Genomic DNA, 22,494 nt, shown 5'->3' with positions numbered 1-22,494 from the left:
TCAAAAATGCTGCAATGATGTATTCATACATATAGGAAGTCATGGGATCAAATCATTTCCATAGAGTATACTATACGAGTATAAGTTAGATGCACAATGAAATCCTATGGGTATAGGTATAGGTATTCAAATACAGCGCAGAAGAGGTTGAAAATGAGTCAGAGGCATTTTACAGATTATCCATTAAGTGAAGAAATCGTGAGAGCGCTGAATAGCCTGGGCTATGAGACGCCAACAAAAGTTCAGACGGAAGTCATCCCAGTTGCCCTTGTGAAGAAGGACCTTGTCGTCAAATCACAGACAGGTAGCGGCAAAACAGCGGCATATGGTATTCCACTTTGCGAGTTAGTAGATTGGAATGAGAATAAGCCTCAAGCTTTAATCTTAACGCCAACCCGTGAACTCGCATTGCAGGTCAAAGAAGACATCACCAATATTGGACGCTTTAAGCGGATAAAAGTGACGTCTCTTTATGGGAAGCATCCTTTTCATATACAGAAGGCTGAGTTAAAACAAAGAACGCATATAGTTGTAGGTACGCCAGGGCGTGTATTGGACCATATTGAGCGAGGCACGCTATCGCTAGAACGGATGGCCTATCTTGTTATTGATGAGGCTGATGAGATGCTGAATATGGGCTTTATTGAGCAAGTTCAGTCAATCATTCAGGCGCTGCCTAGCGACAGGGTTACGATGTTATTTTCCGCTACTTTTCCTGACGATGTGGACCAACTGTCACGCAAGTATATGGATCATCCTGTTAACATTGAAATTAAAGCGACCGGTATCACGACAGCCACCATTGACCACTCTCTTATTCAGGTGATGGAGACGGACAAGCTGTTGCTGCTTCAAAATCTGCTCATTGTTGAGAATCCTGACAGCTGTATTATTTTCTGTCGCACGCAGGAGAATGTCGATATATTATTCAGGGAATTGGCCGATCTCGATTATCCATGTGATCGCATTCATGGGGGTATGGAGCAAGAAGAAAGATTCGAGGTGATGAATGCGTTCCGAAGGGGGCAATTTCGTTACTTGATTGCGACAGATGTAGCCGCCCGGGGCATCGATATCACGAATATCACCCATGTCATTAATTACGATGTTCCCCTTGAGAAGGAGAGCTATGTTCATCGCACCGGACGTACGGGACGTGCAGGCAAGACGGGTAAAGCAATTACCATAGTCACTCCGAAGGATAGCAAACGATTAGCCGATATTGAAGCATATATTGGATTTGCGATTTCACCGGTAAAAGCCCCCTCAGAGGAGGCTATCGATCGCTGTAGAGAAGATTTTGAACAGAAGCTACATGTTAAAATTAAACTGAAAAAAGATAAGCGCGAGCAATTAAACCAACAGATTATGAAACTTAACTTCAATGGCGGCAAGAAGAAGAAACTTAGAGCCGTAGACTTTGTTGGGACAATCGCTAAGCTTGACGGGGTGACAGCAGACGATATAGGGATTATTACAATTTTCGATCATGTAACAGACGTTGAAATTCTGAATGGCAAGGGACCACTTGTACTTGAGATTATGAAAAATACGACCGTAAAAGGTAAGCTGTTAAAGGTGCGCAAGGGGAATAAATAGAAGCTTCATGACAAAAAAAGGGCTAGAGGAGGGAACTGTTAAACCAACAAAAAATCCTTTAGGGAAATTAAGATAAGAACTGAGGAGAGACCATGCCATCCCGAGAGCAGAAAAATGAGTATTTTACTACGGGTCAGATATCAAAGCAAACAGGTCTTACCGTGAGAACATTAAGATATTATGATCAGATAGGTTTGTTAAAGCCTTCGAATTACGGTCAAGCTTCACAACGGATGTATAACAAGCTGGATTTGATTAAGCTGCAAAAGATACAAACGTTAAAGTATCTCGGTTTAACGCTTATTGATATTAAACAAATGGTAACGGAAAGCCACATTCAGGAACAGGATCTGCGAAGCTCATTAAAAATGCAACGAGAGATCATTTTACAAAAGACAGCTCATCTGCAATTCGTTTTTAAAGCTATAGACGAAGCTATAGAAAAGTTAATTCATACAGGGGAAGAACACGTGGATTGGATGGCACTGGCTGAGCTTATTCATGCGGTACACATAGAGAAGGATTGGGTGGAGCAGTACCACACGGCAAATCGGTTACAAACTAGAATTGAATTATATGAAAAATGCGGCGTGAATAAACAGGGATGGCATCGATGGTTTTTTGAACATTTAGGCAATCGATCGAATATCAGAATTTTAGAAATAGGTTGTGGAGATGGAACTTTATGGTCTAGGAATGCGGACAGAATATCTGAATCATGGAAAATAACACTCACCGATCTTTCACCCGGTATGTTGGAAGAAGCTCGCAAAAATATCCGTGACACGACAGGGCAAATCAAATTCGTTGTAGCCGACGTTCAGTCGATTCCTTTTCACAACGAAGAATTCGATATCGTGATCGCCAATCACATGCTGTATCATGTGCCGGATATTCCAAAGGCAGTCTCCGAAATATACCGTGTGATGAAACCAAAGGCACTTTTCTATGCATCCACGATGAGTAAAAGCCACTTGCATGAAATTGACCTGATCGCACAATCATTCGATCCAGAGATTAAGGTACTAGATCCTATTATGAAGCGGTTCGAACTTTACAATGGACAAGAACTACTATTAAAAAATTTCTCGGAAGTTAAGTCAATACGTTATAAAGATCATTTAATTGTAGACGAAGTACAGCCGCTATTGAGCTATATAACATCAACACCTATGAATGCAAGAAATATACTGGTTAATACAAAACTGGAGCAATTCATTGCATTTATTCAAAACAAACTGAATCTTGATGGAACTATTCGGATTACGATGGATTCCGGTTTTTTCCTTGCACGTAAATAATGCTATTCAGGACTGTTCTATAGTAATTATCTCTTTTGTGGATTGGGCAAAAAAAGTCTTGCAGTTGACGTAACGTAACCCAATATAATGAGAGCCATCGAAAGAGAGGGGATACTTGGAATGAATCCGAAAATCAGAATTGTAAACGAAGAAATTTTGTCCGATAACTGGTATGTGCTTAAGAAAATTACTTACATGAGCGAAGCAAAGGACGGCTCTTGGAAAAGCCAGGCCCGGGAATCATATGACCGTGGGAACGGGGCAACCATTCTGCTCTATAATCGGGAGCAGCATACCGTAATTTTGACGCGACAGTTTCGGATACCGACTTATCTGAACGGGAACGAGACGGGGTTATTAATTGAAGCTTGCGCCGGATTGTTAGACAAGGAAAGCGCAGAAGACAGCATACGCCGGGAGGCCGAGGAAGAGACCGGTTACAGAGTGACAAAAGTACAAAAAATCTGCGAGGCCTACATGTCGCCAGGTTCCGTAACGGAAATTTTACATTTTTTTGTTGCAGAATACACGCCCACCATGAAGGTAGGAGAGGGAGGAGGGGTTGCTGAAGAGCAAGAAAACATCGAAGTAATGGAAATTCCTTTCCAGCAAGCACTCGAAATGATAAAAGAAGGCGAGATTAAAGACGCAAAAACGATGCTGCTGCTACAATATGCTCAAATAAACCGGCTACTGGACCCCGTTCCAAGTCAGCAGCATATACTCATAGCCGGCCCTTATCGTTCAGGGACGGGAGACGATCCACATTTGATTCAACGGAACATAGATTTTATGAATGATATTGCACTTAAAGTATACGAGGCCGGTCATTTACCTATACTTGGTGAATGGTATGCACTCCCATTAATCGAGAAAGCGGGATCACAAAGAATCGGAGACGAAATCTTTAATCGTATATTTCATCCATCCTCTGTTCGACTCTTGAAGTATTGTGATGCCGTTCTTCGTGTTGGAGGCCCTTCACAAGGCGCAGATGAAATGGTGAAAGCAGCGCTCAGCATGGGGAAGATCGTTTATAGAGAGTTAGGTGATATTTCTTAGATTATATATGCAGAGTCATCGAAATAAACAAGCGTCTGAGCGAGTAGAATTCGTTCAGACGCTTGTTGTACATTAAGGGAAATGAGCAAATATGCGTGCCAACCTAAATGATGCACACTGTTTTCCTTCAAGGCCTCGCCCATGGCACTAACTGCGCAGATATTGTCTCAACCATTGAAGCGCGGGGCGTTCCGTGCCGTTTGAATTCAGCAGATGTGTGTTCGCCTTCCAGGTTTGTCCCTGGATATACCCCCAGAGCGTAACCCCCTTCACTGAAGGATGCTGCCAGAGTACCGGGAACTTCTCCTTGTATCTGGCAAGTTGGGTGTTGTCATCACCAGTTATATCCAGTTCCGACACATAGATTGGCAACCCTGTTGCCGCTAGCTTGTTCAGTACAGTGTTCATCGTGTTGACTGAGACGGTATCCATATTGAACTGGTGGCATTGAATGCCAATTCCGTCAATCAAGCCTCTACTCTTGAGCTGATTAATAATATTGACATATTGATCGGTTAATGAAGGATCGCTGATAATTCCATATTCATTGATAAGCAGCTTGGAATTCGGAAAAGCTTGTCTAGCCTGTTGGAACGACCATATGACCCAATCCCATCCGGTCGATCCATCACCGCCAATAGCATTGCGGAAGGACGGCTTCGCATGCAGCGGCTCATTCACCACATCTACAAACGCTGCATTCGGATAGCGCTGGCCGGCTGCTTTGATCCACTGAGTCACTTCCGCTTTCTGATCGGCAGCCGACAGTCCGCTTACCCATCCTGGCTCCTGACTGCCCCATACCAAGGTGTGAAACTTGAACGGGAAGCCATTGCTACGAGCATAATTGTAGGCGGTATCGGCCTGCGACCAGTTCATGTTGTTACGGCTGCCTTCAACCGAGCCCCACTTGGTCGAATTCTCCGGCGTCACCTGATTCCAGTACGTTCCGTAACTTGCAGGGACACTGCCGGCAATAACATTTCCGAGGAATTTGCTTCCATTCACCAGACCAGCATCAGCCTGATTCACCAGAACAGACGATAACAGCACACCCGCCAACGCCAAACTGCTTACCAACTTGCCTACTTTAAGCCTCAACATTATCATTTCCTCCTCACACGTATAGTTTTTTGATACCTCTCACCTAAAAATAAAACACTTACATTCCCAATTATAATAATTAGTGGCTGTTTCTCGCAACGTGTGAAAATAAAGATCTTACCCAAGAAACTTTACATCATTGCGAGATAGCTAAACATCTGGCACTTCCTTTGATACATCGTTTCGAATAAATCCAGCTTCCTATAACCTCTTACGTATCCGGGATGACAGAGTCAGCCATTTTTGCGGACCAGGGTACGGTTCATCACGCTATCTGTAACAGCAAATTCAAAGGGCACCCAACCGGGTGCCCTTTGTGCGCAACACATGTTTTCACACATGCGGATATGGAAACATTCGTTCTGCTTTATCGTATTCTCTTAGAGAGTTGATATAACACCTAAATAGTTTTAGAAGGGGTGTCCCTTTTGGTCATCTTCATTTGTTATACAGATATAGTTTTCTTTTTGATCAGAGGAGGTGCCTAAATCCTTGAATGAGGAAATCGAATACAGAATCAAACGAGTTCAAGCTGGTGAAATCCAGGATTACGCCTACATTGTAAAGGAGCATCAGCGTCAGATTTTTGTGTACTGCTGGAGGCTATTAGGAAGTGAGCAGGAGGCGGAAGAAGCTGTGCAGGATATTTTCGTCAATGCTTTTGAGAAAATCAACATGTACAAGCCCACAGCGGGCTTCTCCTTCTGGCTGTATAAAATGGCTTATCGTCACTGCCTGAACCTAATTCGCAGGAGGAATCTACAGCGTAAATTTAGGACTATCCTATACACCTCAGCTAACATGATTTCAGACAGTGCAGCGCAGGTTATGGAACGTCAGCTTTTCAGTGAACCGCTGAGCCGGGCGCTGGACCAACTGAATGCAGAGGAGCGAAACTTGCTGGTGCTGCGCATTTTTGAAGAAAAATCGTTTGGGGAAATCGGAGAGATCATGAACAAAAGCGAGGGCGCTATCAAGAAAAAATACGGCAGAACAAAAACAAAGCTCAAAAAAATTATGGAACCCATAGAGGAGGAACAAAAATGCGTGAATTACAAAACAGAAATCAAGAACAAAGCCTGAAATACACCGATTTGCAAGACAGGGGATTAAAAAACATGGACACACTGACCGAGCCAGAGAACATTTTAAAAATCCAGGCATTTGACGTCTCTGACAAAGTGATGGAACATGTCTACCAAAAGGCGAAACCCCAAAAGGGATTCATTGTGAAAATGCGTTTTCAGCCGCGTATCACCGCCCCCATAATGATCATGCTTTTTGTATTAGGCGCCTCTGTGACAGGATACGCCGCTTCGCAATATCTTGAATTCCGAAACAGCAAGGGCGATGTCGTGTTAAGTACTGCCAAAACACCTACCGAAACGGACGCCTCCAAAACGTATACATACACCTACGCAAAGTGGAACGAAGAGGTGAGAGACCGCTTGCAGCCCGGAGAGTATGCCGCCTATTACATCAAGGACGATTCTATGAATCAAAGAAACCTGTCTAATCCGGTCCTATTTGCATACAAACCGACCGAACTTTCTAGCTTCAGCAGCTTGCAGGATGAGATCAAGCGGACAAAAGCTCCATTATTCCGTAATCCCACTCATCTACCGGATGGCTACCGGTTTGATTTCGGATACGTCTATCCAGTCGCTGCATATCCTGGGATGATGGACAAAAAGGAATATCGGGCTTTAACGGATAAACTGATGCATCAAGCCGAAACCGCACCGAAAGGTGAAAATCTGTTTACTCAGAAGCTAAGCTGGGACAAATCAGACTTCTCCTTCGCACGGTATGCGAGAGGAAACGACTATGTAAACATCACTGTCACCAAATACGCTCCTGAAGTCACGAAGACGATCGTGATGCAAAATGGACAGGATTCGGCTGAGGAACTGACGATCAAAGGAACCAAGGCCTATTACATCAGGGCAAGCGAAACAAGCAAGTCCTTGGAGGTAGGAAAAAACCGACTGGGCTGGCTCGATGAAAAAAGACGTTTACACTACAACATATCTGATAACCAGAACAGTCCGCTGACCAAGGAAGATCTAGTAAAAATAGCTGAGGATTTGCTTAACAGTTCACCACAATAGCTGTAACGTCAAAAATTTATACACTAGTTAGAAACCGCTTGGTGGCCAAAACGGGATATAGAGCTTCCCCCTCCCTATATCATCAGCGTCGCTTGGTCATTTGTTTTTGAATTTTATTTTTGATGCGCATACACTTATGCAAATGCAAAAAATGATGTCTGGTTGCCGGCATCAAGACCAATCCGGCAATAGTCTTTTTGCTCCAATATTCACCGATATCACATGCTTCATATAGAAGTGCATGTTCATCAAACAACCTTTTGATTCTGCCGGGATGGGCTTCCTTTCAATATAACATTTGACGGATTGATTTAATGGGCATTTCCTCACTAACTGTTTACCTTGATATTTTTTGTATTTATTCTGCATGTACGGATTATCCTATTGCAACAGGCCAGGTCTCTTGGGGAATCACCAACCGAATGTGATCCGTACATGCAGATAGAAAATGCAGATTGGCTTCGCCTATCGGTATATCCTAGTGAATCGGGGTTGTTGCTGCGGCAATGTCCCGGAAAGCCCAATGCCCGGCCGGGACATCGGACCACCTGGCCGAATCGGCGAAGGATACCGGCTCTCTCTTCCCTACCCGATTGAACAAAGTGACCGCCTCTGCCCGGCTCAGAGTCTGGTCCGGCTTGAAACTGCCGTCCGGCATGCCATGCATATATCCGGCTTGCTGCACCCGGGCAATATCACCTTCCGCCCAGTGTCCGGCCGTATCCGGGAAGGCAGTCGAAGCTGGACCGCTCAGATTCTGCCAGCGTGCCAGCACTGTCGCCATCTCCGCTCTAGTGATCGGACGCTCCAGTCCAAAAGTGCTGCCGCTATAGCCCTTCATCCATCCGGCCATTGTCACGGTATCAATCGCTCCGGTAGCCCAGTTCTGCCCTGCAACATCCGTATAGTTGACGCGCTTCTGCGATACTGGCGATTCCACCAATGGCTGCTCGGACCGTTCAGCAGCCAGACGGGACAGAATCGCTGCCAGCTCCGCCCGTGTCATCGTACGTGCTGGTTGGAAAGTCCCGTTCGGGTAGCCGTGCATATACGGCTGCGAACGCTTATTTTCCTGCGCTCTGCCTATGCTCGCGGTCTGCTTGTCTAGATGCAACACCGTAAAGGTACTGAACTTGTTTACACTAAAGCTAAGCCCTGCCGGCTGGTTCCCGTCCCATAGCAGCATCGGCTGCAACAGCTCCCTGGTTCCGTCGCTATGCTCCACATACACGGCCAGCTTGGTCAGGAAAGCCTGGAGTTCTTCGGCAGAGGCAGAGCTTGGCAGCGACTGCTGCGGGAGTGGCAGCACCAGCTCTACAGGCTGCCCCTGGAGATTCGTCTCGATCATCACCGGTCGGCCGATAACACGAACTTCACCCTGACCTGCCGCTGCTTGCACGAGGCCATTCTGCTTGGCCCGTTCCGCTATCGTCTGGATCGCCGCTGCACCCTTTACCGGACTGAGCGTAAACTGACGGTTCCCGTCCATCGAAGCAAGCGTTGATGGAGACAGAATCAGACGCGCATGGTTCGTGTATACTTCCAGACCAACCCCCGCATCCGCCAGCGTCTTCGCTGTATCCTGTGGCAGGGCGAATTCAAGCTCGGCGATCTCATCCTTTGGATCAGGCATCACCAGCCGCACGCTGGGACGTCCTTCGGCTTTCACGCTGCTCAATGCCTCCCGTGCCTGAGCAGCTCCATAGCTGACACGATCTTTTTTCGACCCATCGGACAGCGTTGTCCGCTGAATGACAACATTGGAGAGCAAAGTACTACTGTTCTTGCCGCCATCCACTCTAGCTGTCACATTCTCACTCTGTCCGCCATATGTACCGCCGTCGTCAGTAGACGAATTCCTGGAGGAGTCTTTGCCTGGTGCTGGCGTCGGTGTCGGTACTGGAGCCGGAGATGGATCTGGTGTCGAACCCGGTGCCGGGGTTGGTGTAGGTACTGGCTCAGGTGTTGGCGTTGTACCCTCACCCGGGTTCGTCGCCTCTGCATCCCTGACGAACGTCAGATAGAAATCATCCAGCGTTCCCCACGCCCCGCCGTCTGCCTGGATGGAAGCCCCCACCGTCAGCTTGCCGTCGATTACCCGTATATCACGAATGACCGGCTGCTTCCACTGTACCCAGCCATTTACACCGGTATCCACTGTATCTTCCTTGCCGCTGGTCGTGGCAAACAATTTCATCTGCGCGTTCTTCGCATCGCCGCCCTGGATTGACATCGAGAGATCATAGTAGCCCGGCTTCAAACCGTAGACAGCCTGTTCCACCCGGAAATTGACCGCATCCGCCGAATAAAAATGCAGCGAATACTGGCCCGACTTCGCATCGGAAGCTTTGTGCTGGTAGTCCGTGTGCGGCGCGCTTTCGTTACCAGCACTTTCGTTACCATAGGTAATCTTCCACATGCTCCGGTCGCTCTGTTCAAAGCTGCCGTTCACCAGCAGATTCGGCCGCCGAATCTCCAGCGTCGCCTGCACCGGATAACCGCCTTTGGCTGTGCCGTTAATCACGTAACTGCCCGCTCCCTGGCTCACCGCTTGCTCCAAGGCCGCTTGATCCCACTCCACAGCGAGTGTTCCGGTGCTGCCATCGTTATACGTGACGGTGACTGAATCCGGCAGCGAGATGTTCTCGCCCGCGCCCGCCGTTACCGTTACCGCTTGGACCTCGTCGATCTGGAGTGCAGCAACCGCTCCGGTGTTGACGTACTTAAACACATTCAGCGAAGAAAGCGGATGGCCTGTAAAATCAAACAACGCCTGGTTGTCTACCGCGCTGCCACCGTACCATTTTCCTGCATCGTCAGGGTCATATTCCGCAGCATAGCTGGCCGCCCAGCCGGAACCATATTGTTCCCACAGCCGTTTGTTCTGCTCGACATCTGCTTTCGGTCCCACTGGCAGCCAGGCCGGCTCCCAATAAAATACACCAATGCCTGCATCGCCTACATTGGACACCGCTTCAATGACATTACGGACTGACGTAGCCTGCCCCTGAGCACTGATCGGATAGTCCAGCGTCTGTCCCGAGCTTCTCGGAGCGGTGTTCTCATGTCCATCGCCATCTTCAGATGTATACGCATAGGATGTTTCTGCCACCATCACTTTTTTACCATACGTATCTGCAACCTGCTTCAGCACTGCTGTGAGATTGCTCAGCGAACCGTGCCAGAACGGATAATACGAGCTGGCAAAGACATCATAGTCCACATGATTGTCCGACAGCGCCTTCGCATAGGAAGCATAACGGCCCGGCGTCTCCGGGTTGGTAAAATGCAGTGCCACAAGAATATTCGGATCGACAGCACGCACCGCCTGGCTTCCCTTATTAAATAAAGCACTAATCCTCGTCCAATCCTTCTCCCCGACAAACGACTGATTCGTCTCATTGCCGACCTGCACCATCCCTACATCTATGCCCTGATCAAGCAATTGCTGCAGACTATTCCGGGTATAGTCGTACACCGCCTGCTCCTTGTCAGCAAAACTCAGGCTCTGCCAGGCCTTCGGCACATGCTGCTTGCCCGGATCGGCCCAGAAATCGGAATAGTGGAAATCTACCAGCAGCTTCAGGCCGTTGGCAGTCGCCCGCTTGCCGATTTCAACCGCTTTGGCCAGATCGTTATTCCCGCCGCCATAGCCGTTGCCTTTGGCATCATACGGATGATTCCACACACGCACCCGGATATAGTTTACGCCCGATTCCTTCAGCGTCCGGAATATGTCCTGCTCGGTGCCCTGTTCGTTATAAAAGCGTACTCCACTCTGCTCCAGGGAAAGAATACTGGATATATCGACACCTTTGATAAAATCAGGCTTCAATCCCTCAACCTTCTTCACGAAAATATCCGCTGCCACCGGCTGGGTCGTATCCGTGCTGACCTGCTTTAAGGAAAAACGGTCCAGATAGCCCCACGCAGCCGCAGCGCCGCTGATCCTCGCTCCAATGACCAGATCGGAAGTTTGCTCGGTCAGCACGAATTTCAAGGTCACGCTTCCCCATTGGTTGTAGCCTGACGTTGACACCTCACTGCTCTGATCGATACCTGCGAATACCTGTACATGTCCCGCTGCAGCATCGGAGCCGCCCATCGATTGCACCGACAGCTCATAGCTGCCTGGCTGCAACGTCAGAAGCTTTTGGCTGACTGTGACCTGCTGATTCGCCGGCGCAGCGTCGTTGATCCAATACTTGAACGCATACGTGTCTTCGGACGGCGTAATAAATGGATCACTGGCATAGGCATAATGCTGAATATCCACCTGCTTCCAATCCGATGCTTCGACCTGCCACGATTGATCACTCCAGAAGTTCGTCTCGAACCCCCCGTTTACGACTGCCGAAGGATCGGCCGATTCTGCCGCCGCTGCTGGTGTCAGCCGCATCGGCCACGAACCGAACACGAACACGATCGCCACCACCAGCAACAACCATGCCTGTCTCTTTCTTCTCATCTCCCTGTCCCCTTTCTTCAAACCCGAATAACCATAAGTGATTCCACTTTATAAAGCGCTTACACAATTACTGTGAACACTATATCAGACACCTATGATCGGAAACATGGGAGGATTGCAACATTTTGTATTCTTAAGCAAGCATTTTAGCGGTGGGAAGACCTCCCACCGCTTGGCGTTGTTGCTGATGTGATTTTAATGCATATCGTAGGATTATTTACCAGTGAATTGGGCCTGAGTCATTGCATATTTCATTATTCCTGCATTCAAAAATTAACGATGGAGCGGTTCTTTTTGTCCCAGACCAAGCGTCTGCGTTGTGGAAGCATGAATTTCTTGGAAAAGCTCCGGGTTTTCCGCTAGTGACACACCGTAAGAAGGAATCATTTCTTTTATTTTCGGCTCCCATTCTTTCATATGTTGTGGGAAGCATTTTTCTAATACTTTCAGCATCACGTTAACAGCAGTAGAAGCACCTGGAGAAGCACCGAGCAATGCAGCTACCGAGCCATCAGCCGCACTAACCACTTCTGTACCAAATTGAAGGGCTCCTTTACCAGCCTCCGTATCTTTGATCACCTGCACACGTTGGCCGGCTACTACGATCTCCCAGTCCTCGATTTTGGCGTTCGGAATAAACTCGCGTAATTCTTCCAGGCGCTTTTCATTCGATAACATCACTTGCTGGATCAGGTATTTGGTCAATGCCATCTCTTTTGCGCCTGCCGCCAACATCGTACAGAGGTTATTTGGTTTTACAGAACAGATCAGATCCAAATTTGAACCCGTTTTCAAAAACTTGGGTGAGAAACCGGCAAACGGTCCAAACAGCAGTGCTTTTTGGTTGCCGATGTATCTCGTATCCAGATGTGGAACAGACATGGGAGGCGCACCAATCTTGGCTTTACCGTATACTTTGGCATGGTGCTGCGCGACAACTGCAGGATTTTTACATACCATAAAAAGCCCACTTACCGGAAATCCTCCGATATGCTTGGACTCAGGAATACCGGTTCTTTGTAGTAAAGGCAGACTTCCGCCCCCACCGCCGATAAAGACGAACTTGGCAGTATGGTATTCGATTTTGCCGTTATCCAGATTTTGCACTTTGACTTCCCACGAGCCATCGCTCGTACGTTTAATATCTTTAATTTTATGCTTGTAATAAATCTCGACATTTTTACTTTTTAAATGATCAAACAACATGCGTGTTAAAGCACCAAAATTGACATCTGTTCCAGAGTCGACTTTGGTCGCCGCAATCGGTTCATTTAATGTACGGCCTTCCATGATCAGCGGAATCCATTCCTTCAGTTTTTCAGGATCATCGGAAAATTCCATTCCCTGAAACAGAGGAACATCTGAAAGCGCTTTAAACCTTTTTTTCAAAAAAGATACATTTTCATCACCTGTTACCAAACTCATATGAGGTATTGGCTTGATAAAGTCCTGTGGGTTACGAATTAAATTGCTGCTTACAAGAAAAGACCAAAACTGTCTTGAGAGCTGAAACTGTTCATTAATGTTTACAGCTTTACGAATATCTATAGATCCGTCAGCTTTTTCGGATGTATAGTTCAGCTCGCATAGTGCAGCATGGCCTGTACCCGCATTATTCCATTCGTTAGTGCTTTCTTCTCCTGCGTTTGCGAGTTTCTCAAACACTTTAATTTCCCATTCTGGTGCTAACTCTTTCAGCAATGATCCCAGAGTCGCGCTCATGACTCCGGCACCAATTAAGATAACGTCTGTTTTTTTCTGCATTCCGCTCATAAAAACCTTCCTTATCTTTTTGAATTTGCAAAAAAAGAGCAGGCCCTCCTGCTTAGGTGATACAAGAAGCAAGGCTCCACTCAGGAACATATCTTTTCTTTTCTGTCTCCATTATAGCTTAAATATAAGCATTTAAAAATTATATCGTCTTTCCTCTGATAATTATAAACTACTTTTGCTAAAAAGTGAGAATTCTCTTCAGAAAAAAAGGATTTAGCGTTAGAACTATTTTAACCGAAAATGGGGCCTTCGCAATAATCCATGACATACTAATGATGAGTGGATTATTGCTGATGGGTAATATTTTATCTTGCTGGAGATGGAATTATGTCTTAATCATATCCATATTATGCGGGCAGAGTTGTCGGGTGATTCATAAAAACAGTTAAAAATCTCTATGTCCCCTTGATTTAAGTCAATGATCGGTCTTACTCCTCCTATTAAAATAAAATTAACAATGTGTTATAGGAGGCTACTTTATGGCTACCTCAGTGAGAGAACTATCCAATGAGCGAAAATCCGCTTTAACTGCTGGTACATTACTTATCATCATGGCACTCGCTGCATTTTTTTCCTATGGTTTTGTCCATAGAAGTCTTGTGATGGAGGGTGATGCCAGCACCACATTTAACAACATCCTGTCATCAAATGGTCTTTTTGACGCCGAAATTTTGGGGTGGATCATCATCCTGATCGAACAAATTCAATCACTCATGATGCTGTTTCTTGAAGCATTCGAATTTATTTGGTCTATTGGTTTGATCTTTTTTGGAGGGCATCTGTTGATTGTGGGCTATGTGGCTTTAAAATCAGACAGCATTCCTAAAGTTATCAGCATTTTATTGTTGCTTGCTTCAATAGGCTATATTGTCATTCACCTAAGCAAAACGTTTCTTTCACAATATGATGGGGTAATTGCAATACTTAATCTTGTTTTTGCTATACCCATGATTGCAGGAGAACTGGGCTTTGGGATATGGCTGCTGCTCAGAGGAGCAAAACTTCTCAAAAGAGCATGACAGCTTTTCTAAAAATCATGGGTATTGATCCGCTTCTTGATTCTACTTAATGACTCTGGAGTAATACCAAGATAGCTTGCCAATTGATGCTGAGGTACACGATTGACTAGATGAGGTCTTTTTCGTAATAGTGCTTTGTAGCGTTCTTCAGGTGTAGAAGCTATAAATGAAGCCAATTCATCTTGTACCTCGCCCAGGTTTTCTTCCACCATCTTGCGTATCATGGATTCCAATTGTGAAAATTCGTCCAACATGTCTTTTTTGGCAATAAGATCACCAACAACTAATACACAGTCTTCTAGGCAAGTGAAGGTGTACGCAGATGGCTTAATTTGTTGATGACGGTTGAAAATCGAGACCGCTTGCTCTTCTGTGTAGAAATTGGATGTGACCTCTTTTCCCGTTTCATCTATCGAGTACTGCCTTACGCATCCTTTCAACACGAAATAACATGTTGTGGGTACGTCCCCTTGTCTAAGGAACACGGTTCCCTTTTTATATTCCTCAATAAGGATTTTTTCAGCGATAGCCTGTTGTTCCTCATCGTTAAAATATGTAAATTTCATCATATGATTGAACAATATGCTTTTCATTGTCCTCTCCCTTCAGCTCATACATTCGTTATTATGGTCAGTGTCATTCCATCTGAATCTCCAATTTATATCATGAACCTAGTTCCCAAGTAAAAATAGGAGTCGGTGCATGTTTGCTCCGTAAATCCGATTGGAGAGTCAATGTAAACAAAATAGGCCTGCCAAGCCTTGATCATTGTCCATTCCAATCTGCAGGACATGAATACGATGATATTGACAGGAGGTGACATTCTGCATGCCCAAAAAAACAGCAGCCCGCAATGTCGAGAATCAAGTCTATTCCAACCGTGTCGTCAGATCTGAGTTCGACCGGAATTGGCGAACCGTTGTGTCAAGAAGCGGCTACGTGATCTATATTGCAACAGCCAACCACGCGAAAGTGACCGTCTTGTTGGCTAACGGTTCGAGCAAGTTGCTCATCTTCAACAAAGGCGGACGAGTATTGGTTGGCGGCGGCGGAACAAGCCACTACAGCAAGCCGCATATAGCGAGAAATTTGTAGGTAGAATGTAAATAAAAAAAAATTGTCCTGCTTTCACCTTTATAGGGAAGCGGGGCTTCTTCCATCTGGACGGCTCATTAGACTTGCTGGCTGAAGTCAATCGCGAACAACCGCTGCTGCTCCCCTCCATCGGCAGACTGAACCGTCCTTCTTTATGCATCCCGATCGGCACGACACTTTCTTTCAATTCGGTTTATGCCGTGATATTCGCATTGCTTAATCCACATACGTAAGACTTCATGATGAACTCCTAATGATTCCGCTATGGATTTCACGCCTTCATTACCAGTCTGATATCTATGAATGACTTCCAATTTCTGTCCTAAACTGAATTTAGACAAAAAAACCGCACCTCCATTGTTAGTTGCGTCTAACAAATGGGGTGCAGTTCATATATAGGGCTGCTTTTGTATTGTGGGCTAATTGCTTGTATATTTCACCCAATCGTATTCCGCGTATAGCGGGTTAGCTCCGTTATACGGTCCTAACCAGTCGTCAACGCCAGTGCCATTCCATAAATTCATCATAATCTTGCCTGGAGTGCTCGGTATGTTCGTAGTTGCTGTATGCTTTAGAACCCCGTCAACGTACCACTTAATGTACCCTGGCTGCCAATCGAAAGCATAGGTGTGAAAGCCTGTTGATGCATCAAAGCCCAGATCGATAATCTTCTCATGACCACCAACCCCGTTTGTAAAATAGTTAAATTGTACTTTTGTCGTGTCTTTTCCTAAAAATTCAATATCTATTTCATCCCATTGCGTACCGTGAGCAGGTCCGGTATACGTGAAAAAGGAAGATACGATTCCTGTATTTTTAGCAGGCTTCATGCTGACCTCGTATAAGCCGTATCTGTAAGTATTAGTCGATCGATACTCTCCGCTGTCAAATTGATTGTACGCAGAGCTCGTTAGACCAAGCTTCATTTTGCCATCGTTAGTAAAATTGACATTGTTGGCGCGCCAAGTGCAATTAAACATGTTTCCATTGGAATATCCATCCGCCTTTTGCCATGCACCAGAATTGAAACCATCAAGTGGTTCCCAAAAAACATTCTCCGCATAAACGCTTACCGAAAAAAACAGAGAGACCATACCAATCGTCACTAGAGTGAACCAAGACTTCTTCTTCATCTTACACCTCCATAAAAGATTGTCCGAACATGAAAGAAGTCGCGAAAAACGATGAACTATTGCAAATATTCGCCATTTTGCTGCACAAAAATAGAACGCTTTCATACTCGGTATCTTCACTATATATCGATTTACTAAAAAAAAGCAATATTAGATTATTCTTCCCTCTCTTATTCCAACAAAAAAATTTCTTTTTTAACCTGCCAGAGCGCTAATCCAACGGACCTTCAAACCTTGAATCCGCTTCCATTATATACGCTATGCAAAGTTAACAATACTATGACATCTCGAAAACATAAAAATGATAAAGTGAGCTACGCAGCCGCGGAAAAGTATTTCCGCTTCTGCATGCATTCATCCATTTTAAATGAACAAGGAAGGAAGAACGGAAAATATGCCGAAAAATATCAGCCCCAAACGATCAACCAAAACAGGTAGTAGCTTCACATTTGGATTTTAAATGTACACGATGAACAGCATGAGAAAACATAACAGTTGGAGGCTTATTTAAAATGATACCCAAAAAACGGTTTTTTCGATTATTTTCGCTCTCCCTGGTGTGCAGCATGCTCGTTACAGGGCTCCCTATATCTAAAGGATACGCTGCTCCTGAAGCTCAGATTCAGACCGAAACTAGTAACGGAAAATGGATGACAGGTGAGTATCATACACACACCTATCAGTCTGATGATGCACAGGAATCCCTTACGAGCGTGTTGGACCATGCGTTTGAGCAAAACCACCTCGATTGGCTGGCCCTTTCCGATCATCTGCGGATGTCAAGCCGAGACGATAACGGAACTACGCTGTCTGGAGGTGCAATTCCGTTATCCAAGGGACTGGCACTTTACCAGGTGCCTAAAATAAAAGAGCTGCAAAACTCAGGAAAATACAAAGATAAAATTATCTTTTCCGGCTTTGAGTGGGACATGCCTCAATATGATCATGCAGGGGTAGGCCTCCTCACGGATCATCCGGGATCGGAAGAGGAACTAAAGGCGATTAACCAGTTCGAATATATGTTTACCAATCGAAGCGAAAGCTCGTTTGATCCCGCAAATGTAGCCGAGTGGAAGCTACAAGGCAACAGAGCTTACTCGACAAAACAAGATACCCGGACCGCCATACAATGGCTCAAAGATCACTACCCCGACAGCTATGTTTTCATCAATCATCCTTCGAGAAAAAAAGGGAGCAGCTCGGAAATTAAAATATCGGATATCCGTGATTTTAATAATCTTGCCCCTAATATTGCTTTTGGGTTTGAAGGCATGCCCGGCAACCAGATGTCTCCAGACAGAGGGGAAACCGTCGATGTGTATGGCGGGGCAGATATCACGCTTGCCAAAGTTGGCGGCGTCTGGGATGCGCTGCTTGGAGAAGGGCGTAAATTCTGGACTTTCTCCAATTCTGATTTCCATTTCAATATCAGCAAAGACCGGAAATACTCTAGTGGTTACTGGCCCGGCGAATACTCTAAAAATTACACATGGGTGAACGGTAACACCATGAAAGCCGTTGTGGACGGTATGCGATCAGGAAAATCATTTTCCGTCTATGGCGATTTAATTAACGCACTTGATTTTAACATCACCAGCGGTGGAAAAAAGGAAGAGACAGGCGGCAATCTTCAGGTCACACAAGGAGATAATCTTCAGCTTACGATCCGGTTCAAGAGCCCTGAAAAAAACAATAACGGGGAGCCTGTTCAGGTTGACCATGTGGATCTGATTGCAGGGGATGTTACCGGACCGGCAGCGTCTGGAACTGCTGAATATACCAAGAGCACCAATGATTCAACCAAGGTGCTTCGTCGATTTACCAGCAATGACTGGACGACAGACGCCGAGGGTTACCATGTCATCACTTATAAATTGGATGCTGCGAGCAAAAATCAATATTTCCGGCTGAGAGGCACCAACCTGGGAATCAACGTACCTGGAGAAACCAGTAACGGGGAACCTCTGATTGATCCAAAGAATACGACCACTGATAACGAAACCCGTTTTTCGGAAATTAACAAACGCAACTATTCCGATATGTGGTTCTATTCCAATCCGATTTTTGTGAGCGTTGAGCCTTACAGTGACCAACAGGCCGTCGATCATACAGCAGCCACCTTGAGCTTGGGTGATACAAGTCAAGTCACCGATGATATTACACTGCCGCAAGAAGGCGAGCACGGGACGATGATTCAATGGGAAAGCTCCAATCCGGACCTCCTGAGCCATGATGGACATCTGCTTGTTCGTTATCCGCGGGAGAACCAGCCGCTTACGTTGAAAGCTACCATTACGCGTGGAGACGTAAGTGTAACCAAACTGTTCGATGTAACGGTCAAAGGTCTTGACGACATAACATCCGTAGAACTTTTGGGCTCCATGAAAACAGCCGATGGACAAGGCTATACAGGTGGACAATGGACAAACCAAAGCGTTACCGCCAGTGTGTATTCAAGTGTATACGCCGAGCCTGTGACGTCCGTCAAGCTGGAGTTATCCATGGACAAAGGCGAGTATCAGCCTTATATAGCTAACCAACCTATTGAGGTTTCCCAAGAAGGCAAGCATACGCTTGATTTCAGAGCAACGGATAATTTGGATAGACAAGCCGTACTTTCCCTGCCGATAATTATCGACCATACGGCCCCGGTAATTACGCTAAAAGGGACCCATCACGTGACTCTGAAACAAGGGTCCTTATACAGCGAGCAAGGGGCCGATGCTACCGATAATTTCGGGGTTTCGGGAGACGTTCTGGTGAGCGGTACGGTAGATACCACAAGACCAGGGACATACACTCTACGTTACAACGTGAACGATCTGGCGAGGAACGCAGCACAAGAAGTCGTACGCACCGTATCTGTAGAGGCTGGGAAGAAAAACGATTCAAATGATAATGACAGCCAATCTGGGGGTAGCTCGAATAGCGGTTCAAACAACAGTTCCTCCGGCCAGACTAGTGGCGGTGGCGGTAGTGGTAGTGGAGAAACGAACACTAGCAGCAAGCCTGCAAACGAACAGCCTTCAACTATGCAAATAGATGTAAAGGCGCAGCAGGGATCGAAGGGGGCTCTCAACGGTGTGTTCAGCATAGACATTCCGACAGGGGCCGTGAATTCGGACGGTCAAGTTCGCGCTGTCGTTCTGCCGAAGGATCAAGCCCCAGCAGCGGGAAATCTTCAATTGTTAAGCCAGGTACTTGAATTGAACAGCACATCCGGTAATAACTTGAGCAAGCCTGTGAATCTCACCGTTCATTATCAAGCAGATAAAGTTGCCCAGGACAGCAAGCCAGCAGTCTATTATTATAACGAATCACAGCAAAAATGGATCTACCTTGGCGGAACTCCAAACGAAGACGGAACCGTCACCGTCAGCTTCAATCGCTTGGCTAAATTCGCCGTATACGATTATAAACCATTGGCACTCAGCGATTTGAATGGACACTGGGCGCAATCGTATACTGACCGTTTGATCGGTATGAATGTCATCCAGGGATTTGAGAACCAGACGTTCCGTCCCAATGATCAAATCACACGCGCTCAATTTGCCAAAATTCTCGTTAACGCATTGGGGCTGCGTCTGTCCGATGAGGAAACCACCTTTGCCGACGACGGCAAAATTCCTTCCTGGGCCAAGGCTCAAGTGGCAGCGGCTGCCAATGCCGGACTGATCACTGGCTACAAGGAGCAAGGAAAAACGGTCTTTAAAGCAAATCAGGTCATCACCAGAGCAGAAATGGCCGTCATGATCTCCAAAGCGCTGAACTCAAATGCTAGCGGCTCTCAAGGTACAGTGAATCCGTTCCGGGATACATCCAGTATTCCAGCATGGGCGCAATCATCGGTGAATACTGCGGTTTCCGCAGGCATCCTGAACGGATACGAAGATAGCACCTTCCAGCCGGATGCCGAGGCCACCCGAGCGGAAACGACCGCGATGATCTACAAGCTGCTTGACGCATTGCATATCTAACAGGTTTCCGAGAATATGATAGCTCCCCTTACAGTAGACAGGTTAAATCATAAAACCTGCTGCCTGCGAGGGGAGCTTTTTCATGTCAAAAATACAATCTAGTGCACCAGAGGGCAGAAATGCATACCGGGCAGATGGGTGTTAAGGCAGTGACTGTAAAAACGGCATAACTAAAAACCACCTTGGCAAAGTGGCGTCGTCGTTATAAATTTACAGATAAGAGGGATTAGAGACACGAAAAGCTTCAAGCGGTGTATGAATCTCTGCTTAAGCTTGAAGAAAGTGCCAACGCCATCTCTCTCAGTTTCTGAAAATGAACAACCAGGAAAAATTTTATTATAATTGATAAACCCAAGGACATGTGATGCGAATCGCCGCTGCATGTCCTTTTCATTTTGTCGCGGCATTCAAACGACTCTGGACCACCCTGCTGTGTCCGGATGGGATGGGAAGATCATGAGTTTCAAAACCGTGGTCCCGTTCTGCAAGAAGAATACCAAAAAGAGAGCCCGTCAAGGCAAGCTTTATGCCTTGACGGGCAGCAGGGGGAGATTTTAACGCTTTTCCTTTACTTGACTAATGGTAGTAATTTGACCGCATTTCATATTTAGTAATTTCGAATTTCATTATAAAATTATTGACTATAAGTTACATTCTTTCTTTTGGAAAAATCCAGTTAATTGCCTTCCAAATCCTAATTCCCCTAGTGCCGAATACAAATTTAATGTTTTTTCTATAGAAAGATCATTTAATAAATTTTCAATTGCAATTCGTTCTTTATGACACGAGTTCCCTTTTGTTGAATCATTAATATAATTAGTATTTGGATTAAACAAGTTTAAATCAATAGGATAATCACCGATGAAATATTCTTCAGAAAATCCCGCTTCTTTACATAAGCTTGCTAATCCCATTCTATTAAAATATGAAATATGATCGGGACTTACAACCCAATAATTTCTTGAAACATAATTTTCCTCATATAGTTTCTTTTGAATAGGCGAAAAGTCGTTTGGAACTTCTATGATAAGAACTCCATTGGGCTCAAGTAGGCTCGAGCAATACTTTAAGGTTTCCAAAGGATCGAGAAGGTGCTCAAGTACATTATCCAACAAAATACAATGGTATTTTCCCTTATTAAGACTTGATTTAATGGTCTTTTCAATATCCCCGACCAAAATGTCTTCTACACAATCCGGGTTAAACTGCTTACAGCCGTAATTACTAAAATCCATTCCTGTTACTTGCCATGACTTCTCCCTAAAAAACTTTAATGCCCAGCCTTCACCACAACCGATATCCAAAAATTTATAAGATTGATTAGAGTCCAATTCACCAATTAGTTTTCGAATAAGATAATATTTTCTTTCCAATTGATTATTGGAATAAGTAATTTCTTCGGGAGAATAGCTTGCTTCATAGCTCCCCTTAGGATCCTGATAATATTTTTTAGAATAATATTCATCAAGTTCGTCTTTAGTAGGCTTATTTTTCAATTCATAATAACCATATTGATTCAAAAACACATGTTCATACATTGAGCGGCTCCCCTTTTAGCAATGAAGGTATGATAAAAATTGAATAAATGAAAAATCAAAACGATCACATTGCTGATAAATAAATATAATCTACGTTTGCAAAGTCCTCTGGAAGAAAATTTAACAGGGGATAGTGGAACCAACTATAAAAAGCACCATCTATTAACCACGAATCACATAAAACACGTGTATTACACATGCGCTAGAAATATATTAACACGCATTCGAAAAGCTCTCCTCATTGTGAGATATAGTATTGACAACTTATTTATCGTCAAAACACGTCGACTATCTTAGACATTTTTCATAAACAT

Annotated in this window: 15 protein-coding genes; 8 read left to right on the top strand and 7 right to left on the bottom strand. The window is 45.3% G+C overall.

Annotated features, from left to right (window positions below):
• The first annotated feature begins 153 nt into the window (after positions 1–153).
• From B4V02_RS25665 to nudK, 3 genes are all read left to right on the top strand, one after another.
• On the top strand, positions 154–1,599 hold the full coding sequence (locus B4V02_RS25665; protein ID WP_094156901.1) for a DEAD/DEAH box helicase: 1,446 nt from the start codon (positions 154–156) through the stop codon (positions 1,597–1,599).
• A 92-nt stretch (positions 1,600–1,691) separates the two neighbouring features.
• Positions 1,692–2,900, top strand: coding sequence for a MerR family transcriptional regulator (locus B4V02_RS25660; RefSeq protein WP_094156900.1), 1,209 nt, complete (start codon positions 1,692–1,694; stop codon positions 2,898–2,900).
• 120 nt (positions 2,901–3,020) lie between these two features.
• Positions 3,021–3,962, top strand: a complete 942-nt coding sequence (gene nudK / locus B4V02_RS25655) for a GDP-mannose pyrophosphatase NudK (protein WP_094156899.1) — start codon at positions 3,021–3,023, stop codon at positions 3,960–3,962.
• Between the two features lie 147 nt (positions 3,963–4,109).
• On the opposite strand, the gene B4V02_RS25650 is transcribed toward nudK, so the two are convergent.
• Positions 4,110–5,066, bottom strand: a complete 957-nt coding sequence (locus B4V02_RS25650; RefSeq protein ID WP_094156898.1) for an endo-1,4-beta-xylanase — start codon at positions 5,064–5,066, stop codon at positions 4,110–4,112.
• A gap of 492 nt (positions 5,067–5,558) precedes the next feature.
• Here B4V02_RS25650 and B4V02_RS25645 point away from each other — a divergent pair, with 492 nt between their 5' ends.
• Positions 5,559–6,149, top strand: coding sequence for an RNA polymerase sigma factor (locus B4V02_RS25645; protein WP_094156897.1), 591 nt, complete (start codon positions 5,559–5,561; stop codon positions 6,147–6,149).
• Entirely contained in the window at positions 6,110–7,177 is a 1,068-nt protein-coding gene (locus tag B4V02_RS25640) for a DUF4367 domain-containing protein (RefSeq protein ID WP_094156896.1), read from the top strand. The genes B4V02_RS25645 and B4V02_RS25640 overlap by 40 nt, the downstream gene beginning before the upstream one ends.
• A gap of 478 nt (positions 7,178–7,655) precedes the next feature.
• Here the strand turns inward: B4V02_RS25640 and B4V02_RS25630 are convergent, their stop codons facing one another.
• Both B4V02_RS25630 and B4V02_RS25625 read right to left on the bottom strand, forming a co-directional pair.
• Positions 7,656–11,645 (bottom strand): glycosyl hydrolase 53 family protein, encoded by a 3,990-nt coding sequence (locus B4V02_RS25630; protein ID WP_094156895.1) that lies wholly within the window; start codon positions 11,643–11,645, stop codon positions 7,656–7,658.
• A gap of 273 nt (positions 11,646–11,918) precedes the next feature.
• Positions 11,919–13,418 carry a malate:quinone oxidoreductase gene (locus tag B4V02_RS25625; RefSeq protein WP_007433155.1) on the bottom strand — a complete coding sequence of 500 codons (1,500 nt, stop codon included), beginning with the start codon at positions 13,416–13,418 and terminating at the stop codon, positions 11,919–11,921.
• A 479-nt stretch (positions 13,419–13,897) separates the two neighbouring features.
• Between B4V02_RS25625 and B4V02_RS25620 the strand changes: the two genes are divergently transcribed.
• Positions 13,898–14,437: a DUF4386 domain-containing protein gene (locus B4V02_RS25620; protein ID WP_094156894.1), complete on the top strand. Its 540-nt coding sequence runs from the start codon at positions 13,898–13,900 to the stop codon at positions 14,435–14,437.
• An 8-nt stretch (positions 14,438–14,445) separates the two neighbouring features.
• Here the strand turns inward: B4V02_RS25620 and B4V02_RS25615 are convergent, their stop codons facing one another.
• Positions 14,446–15,030 carry a Crp/Fnr family transcriptional regulator gene (locus B4V02_RS25615; RefSeq protein WP_094156893.1) on the bottom strand — a complete coding sequence of 195 codons (585 nt, stop codon included), beginning with the start codon at positions 15,028–15,030 and terminating at the stop codon, positions 14,446–14,448.
• A 235-nt stretch (positions 15,031–15,265) separates the two neighbouring features.
• Here B4V02_RS25615 and B4V02_RS25610 point away from each other — a divergent pair, with 235 nt between their 5' ends.
• Positions 15,266–15,532: a hypothetical protein gene (locus B4V02_RS25610; RefSeq protein ID WP_094156892.1), complete on the top strand. Its 267-nt coding sequence runs from the start codon at positions 15,266–15,268 to the stop codon at positions 15,530–15,532.
• A 152-nt stretch (positions 15,533–15,684) separates the two neighbouring features.
• Here the strand turns inward: B4V02_RS25610 and B4V02_RS27265 are convergent, their stop codons facing one another.
• The gene (locus tag B4V02_RS27265) at positions 15,685–15,846 is read right to left on the bottom strand and encodes a transposase (RefSeq protein WP_425270798.1); all 162 of its coding nucleotides are present in this window, start codon (positions 15,844–15,846) and stop codon (positions 15,685–15,687) included.
• 105 nt (positions 15,847–15,951) lie between these two features.
• Complete coding sequence (bglS, locus tag B4V02_RS25600; RefSeq protein ID WP_094156890.1) at positions 15,952–16,665, bottom strand: beta-glucanase; 714 nt, start codon at positions 16,663–16,665, stop codon at positions 15,952–15,954.
• Between the two features lie 512 nt (positions 16,666–17,177).
• Between bglS and B4V02_RS25595 the strand changes: the two genes are divergently transcribed.
• Entirely contained in the window at positions 17,178–20,642 is a 3,465-nt protein-coding gene (locus B4V02_RS25595; RefSeq protein ID WP_094156889.1) for an S-layer homology domain-containing protein, read from the top strand.
• Positions 20,643–21,283: 641 nt separating this feature from the next.
• On the opposite strand, the gene B4V02_RS25590 is transcribed toward B4V02_RS25595, so the two are convergent.
• Positions 21,284–22,180: a class I SAM-dependent methyltransferase gene (locus B4V02_RS25590; RefSeq protein ID WP_094156888.1), complete on the bottom strand. Its 897-nt coding sequence runs from the start codon at positions 22,178–22,180 to the stop codon at positions 21,284–21,286.
• Between the last annotated feature and the right edge of the window lie 314 nt (positions 22,181–22,494).

Origin of the sequence: Paenibacillus kribbensis (assembly GCF_002240415.1) — a bacterium.
Lineage (GTDB): Bacteria > Bacillota > Bacilli > Paenibacillales > Paenibacillaceae > Paenibacillus > Paenibacillus kribbensis.
This window is presented reverse-complemented; position numbering and strand designations above follow the sequence as displayed.

Excerpts from the sequence above, each read along its gene's own strand:
- B4V02_RS25660 (WP_094156900.1), top strand. The coding sequence starts at position 1,692 with ATGCCATCCCGAGAGCAGAAAAATGAGTATTTTACTACGGGTCAGATA.
- nudK (WP_094156899.1), top strand. The coding sequence starts at position 3,021 with ATGAATCCGAAAATCAGAATTGTAAACGAAGAAATTTTGTCCGATAAC.
- B4V02_RS25590 (WP_094156888.1), bottom strand. The coding sequence starts at position 22,180 with ATGTATGAACATGTGTTTTTGAATCAATATGGTTATTATGAATTGAAA.
- B4V02_RS25625 (WP_007433155.1), bottom strand. The coding sequence starts at position 13,418 with ATGAGCGGAATGCAGAAAAAAACAGACGTTATCTTAATTGGTGCCGGA.
- B4V02_RS25650 (WP_094156898.1), bottom strand. The coding sequence starts at position 5,066 with ATGTTGAGGCTTAAAGTAGGCAAGTTGGTAAGCAGTTTGGCGTTGGCG.
- B4V02_RS25615 (WP_094156893.1), bottom strand. The coding sequence starts at position 15,030 with ATGAAAAGCATATTGTTCAATCATATGATGAAATTTACATATTTTAAC.
- B4V02_RS25665 (WP_094156901.1), top strand. The coding sequence starts at position 154 with ATGAGTCAGAGGCATTTTACAGATTATCCATTAAGTGAAGAAATCGTG.
- B4V02_RS25620 (WP_094156894.1), top strand. The coding sequence starts at position 13,898 with ATGGCTACCTCAGTGAGAGAACTATCCAATGAGCGAAAATCCGCTTTA.
- bglS (WP_094156890.1), bottom strand. The coding sequence starts at position 16,665 with ATGAAGAAGAAGTCTTGGTTCACTCTAGTGACGATTGGTATGGTCTCT.
- B4V02_RS25630 (WP_094156895.1), bottom strand. The coding sequence starts at position 11,645 with ATGAGAAGAAAGAGACAGGCATGGTTGTTGCTGGTGGTGGCGATCGTG.
- B4V02_RS25640 (WP_094156896.1), top strand. The coding sequence starts at position 6,110 with ATGCGTGAATTACAAAACAGAAATCAAGAACAAAGCCTGAAATACACC.
- B4V02_RS25595 (WP_094156889.1), top strand. The coding sequence starts at position 17,178 with ATGATACCCAAAAAACGGTTTTTTCGATTATTTTCGCTCTCCCTGGTG.
- B4V02_RS25610 (WP_094156892.1), top strand. The coding sequence starts at position 15,266 with ATGCCCAAAAAAACAGCAGCCCGCAATGTCGAGAATCAAGTCTATTCC.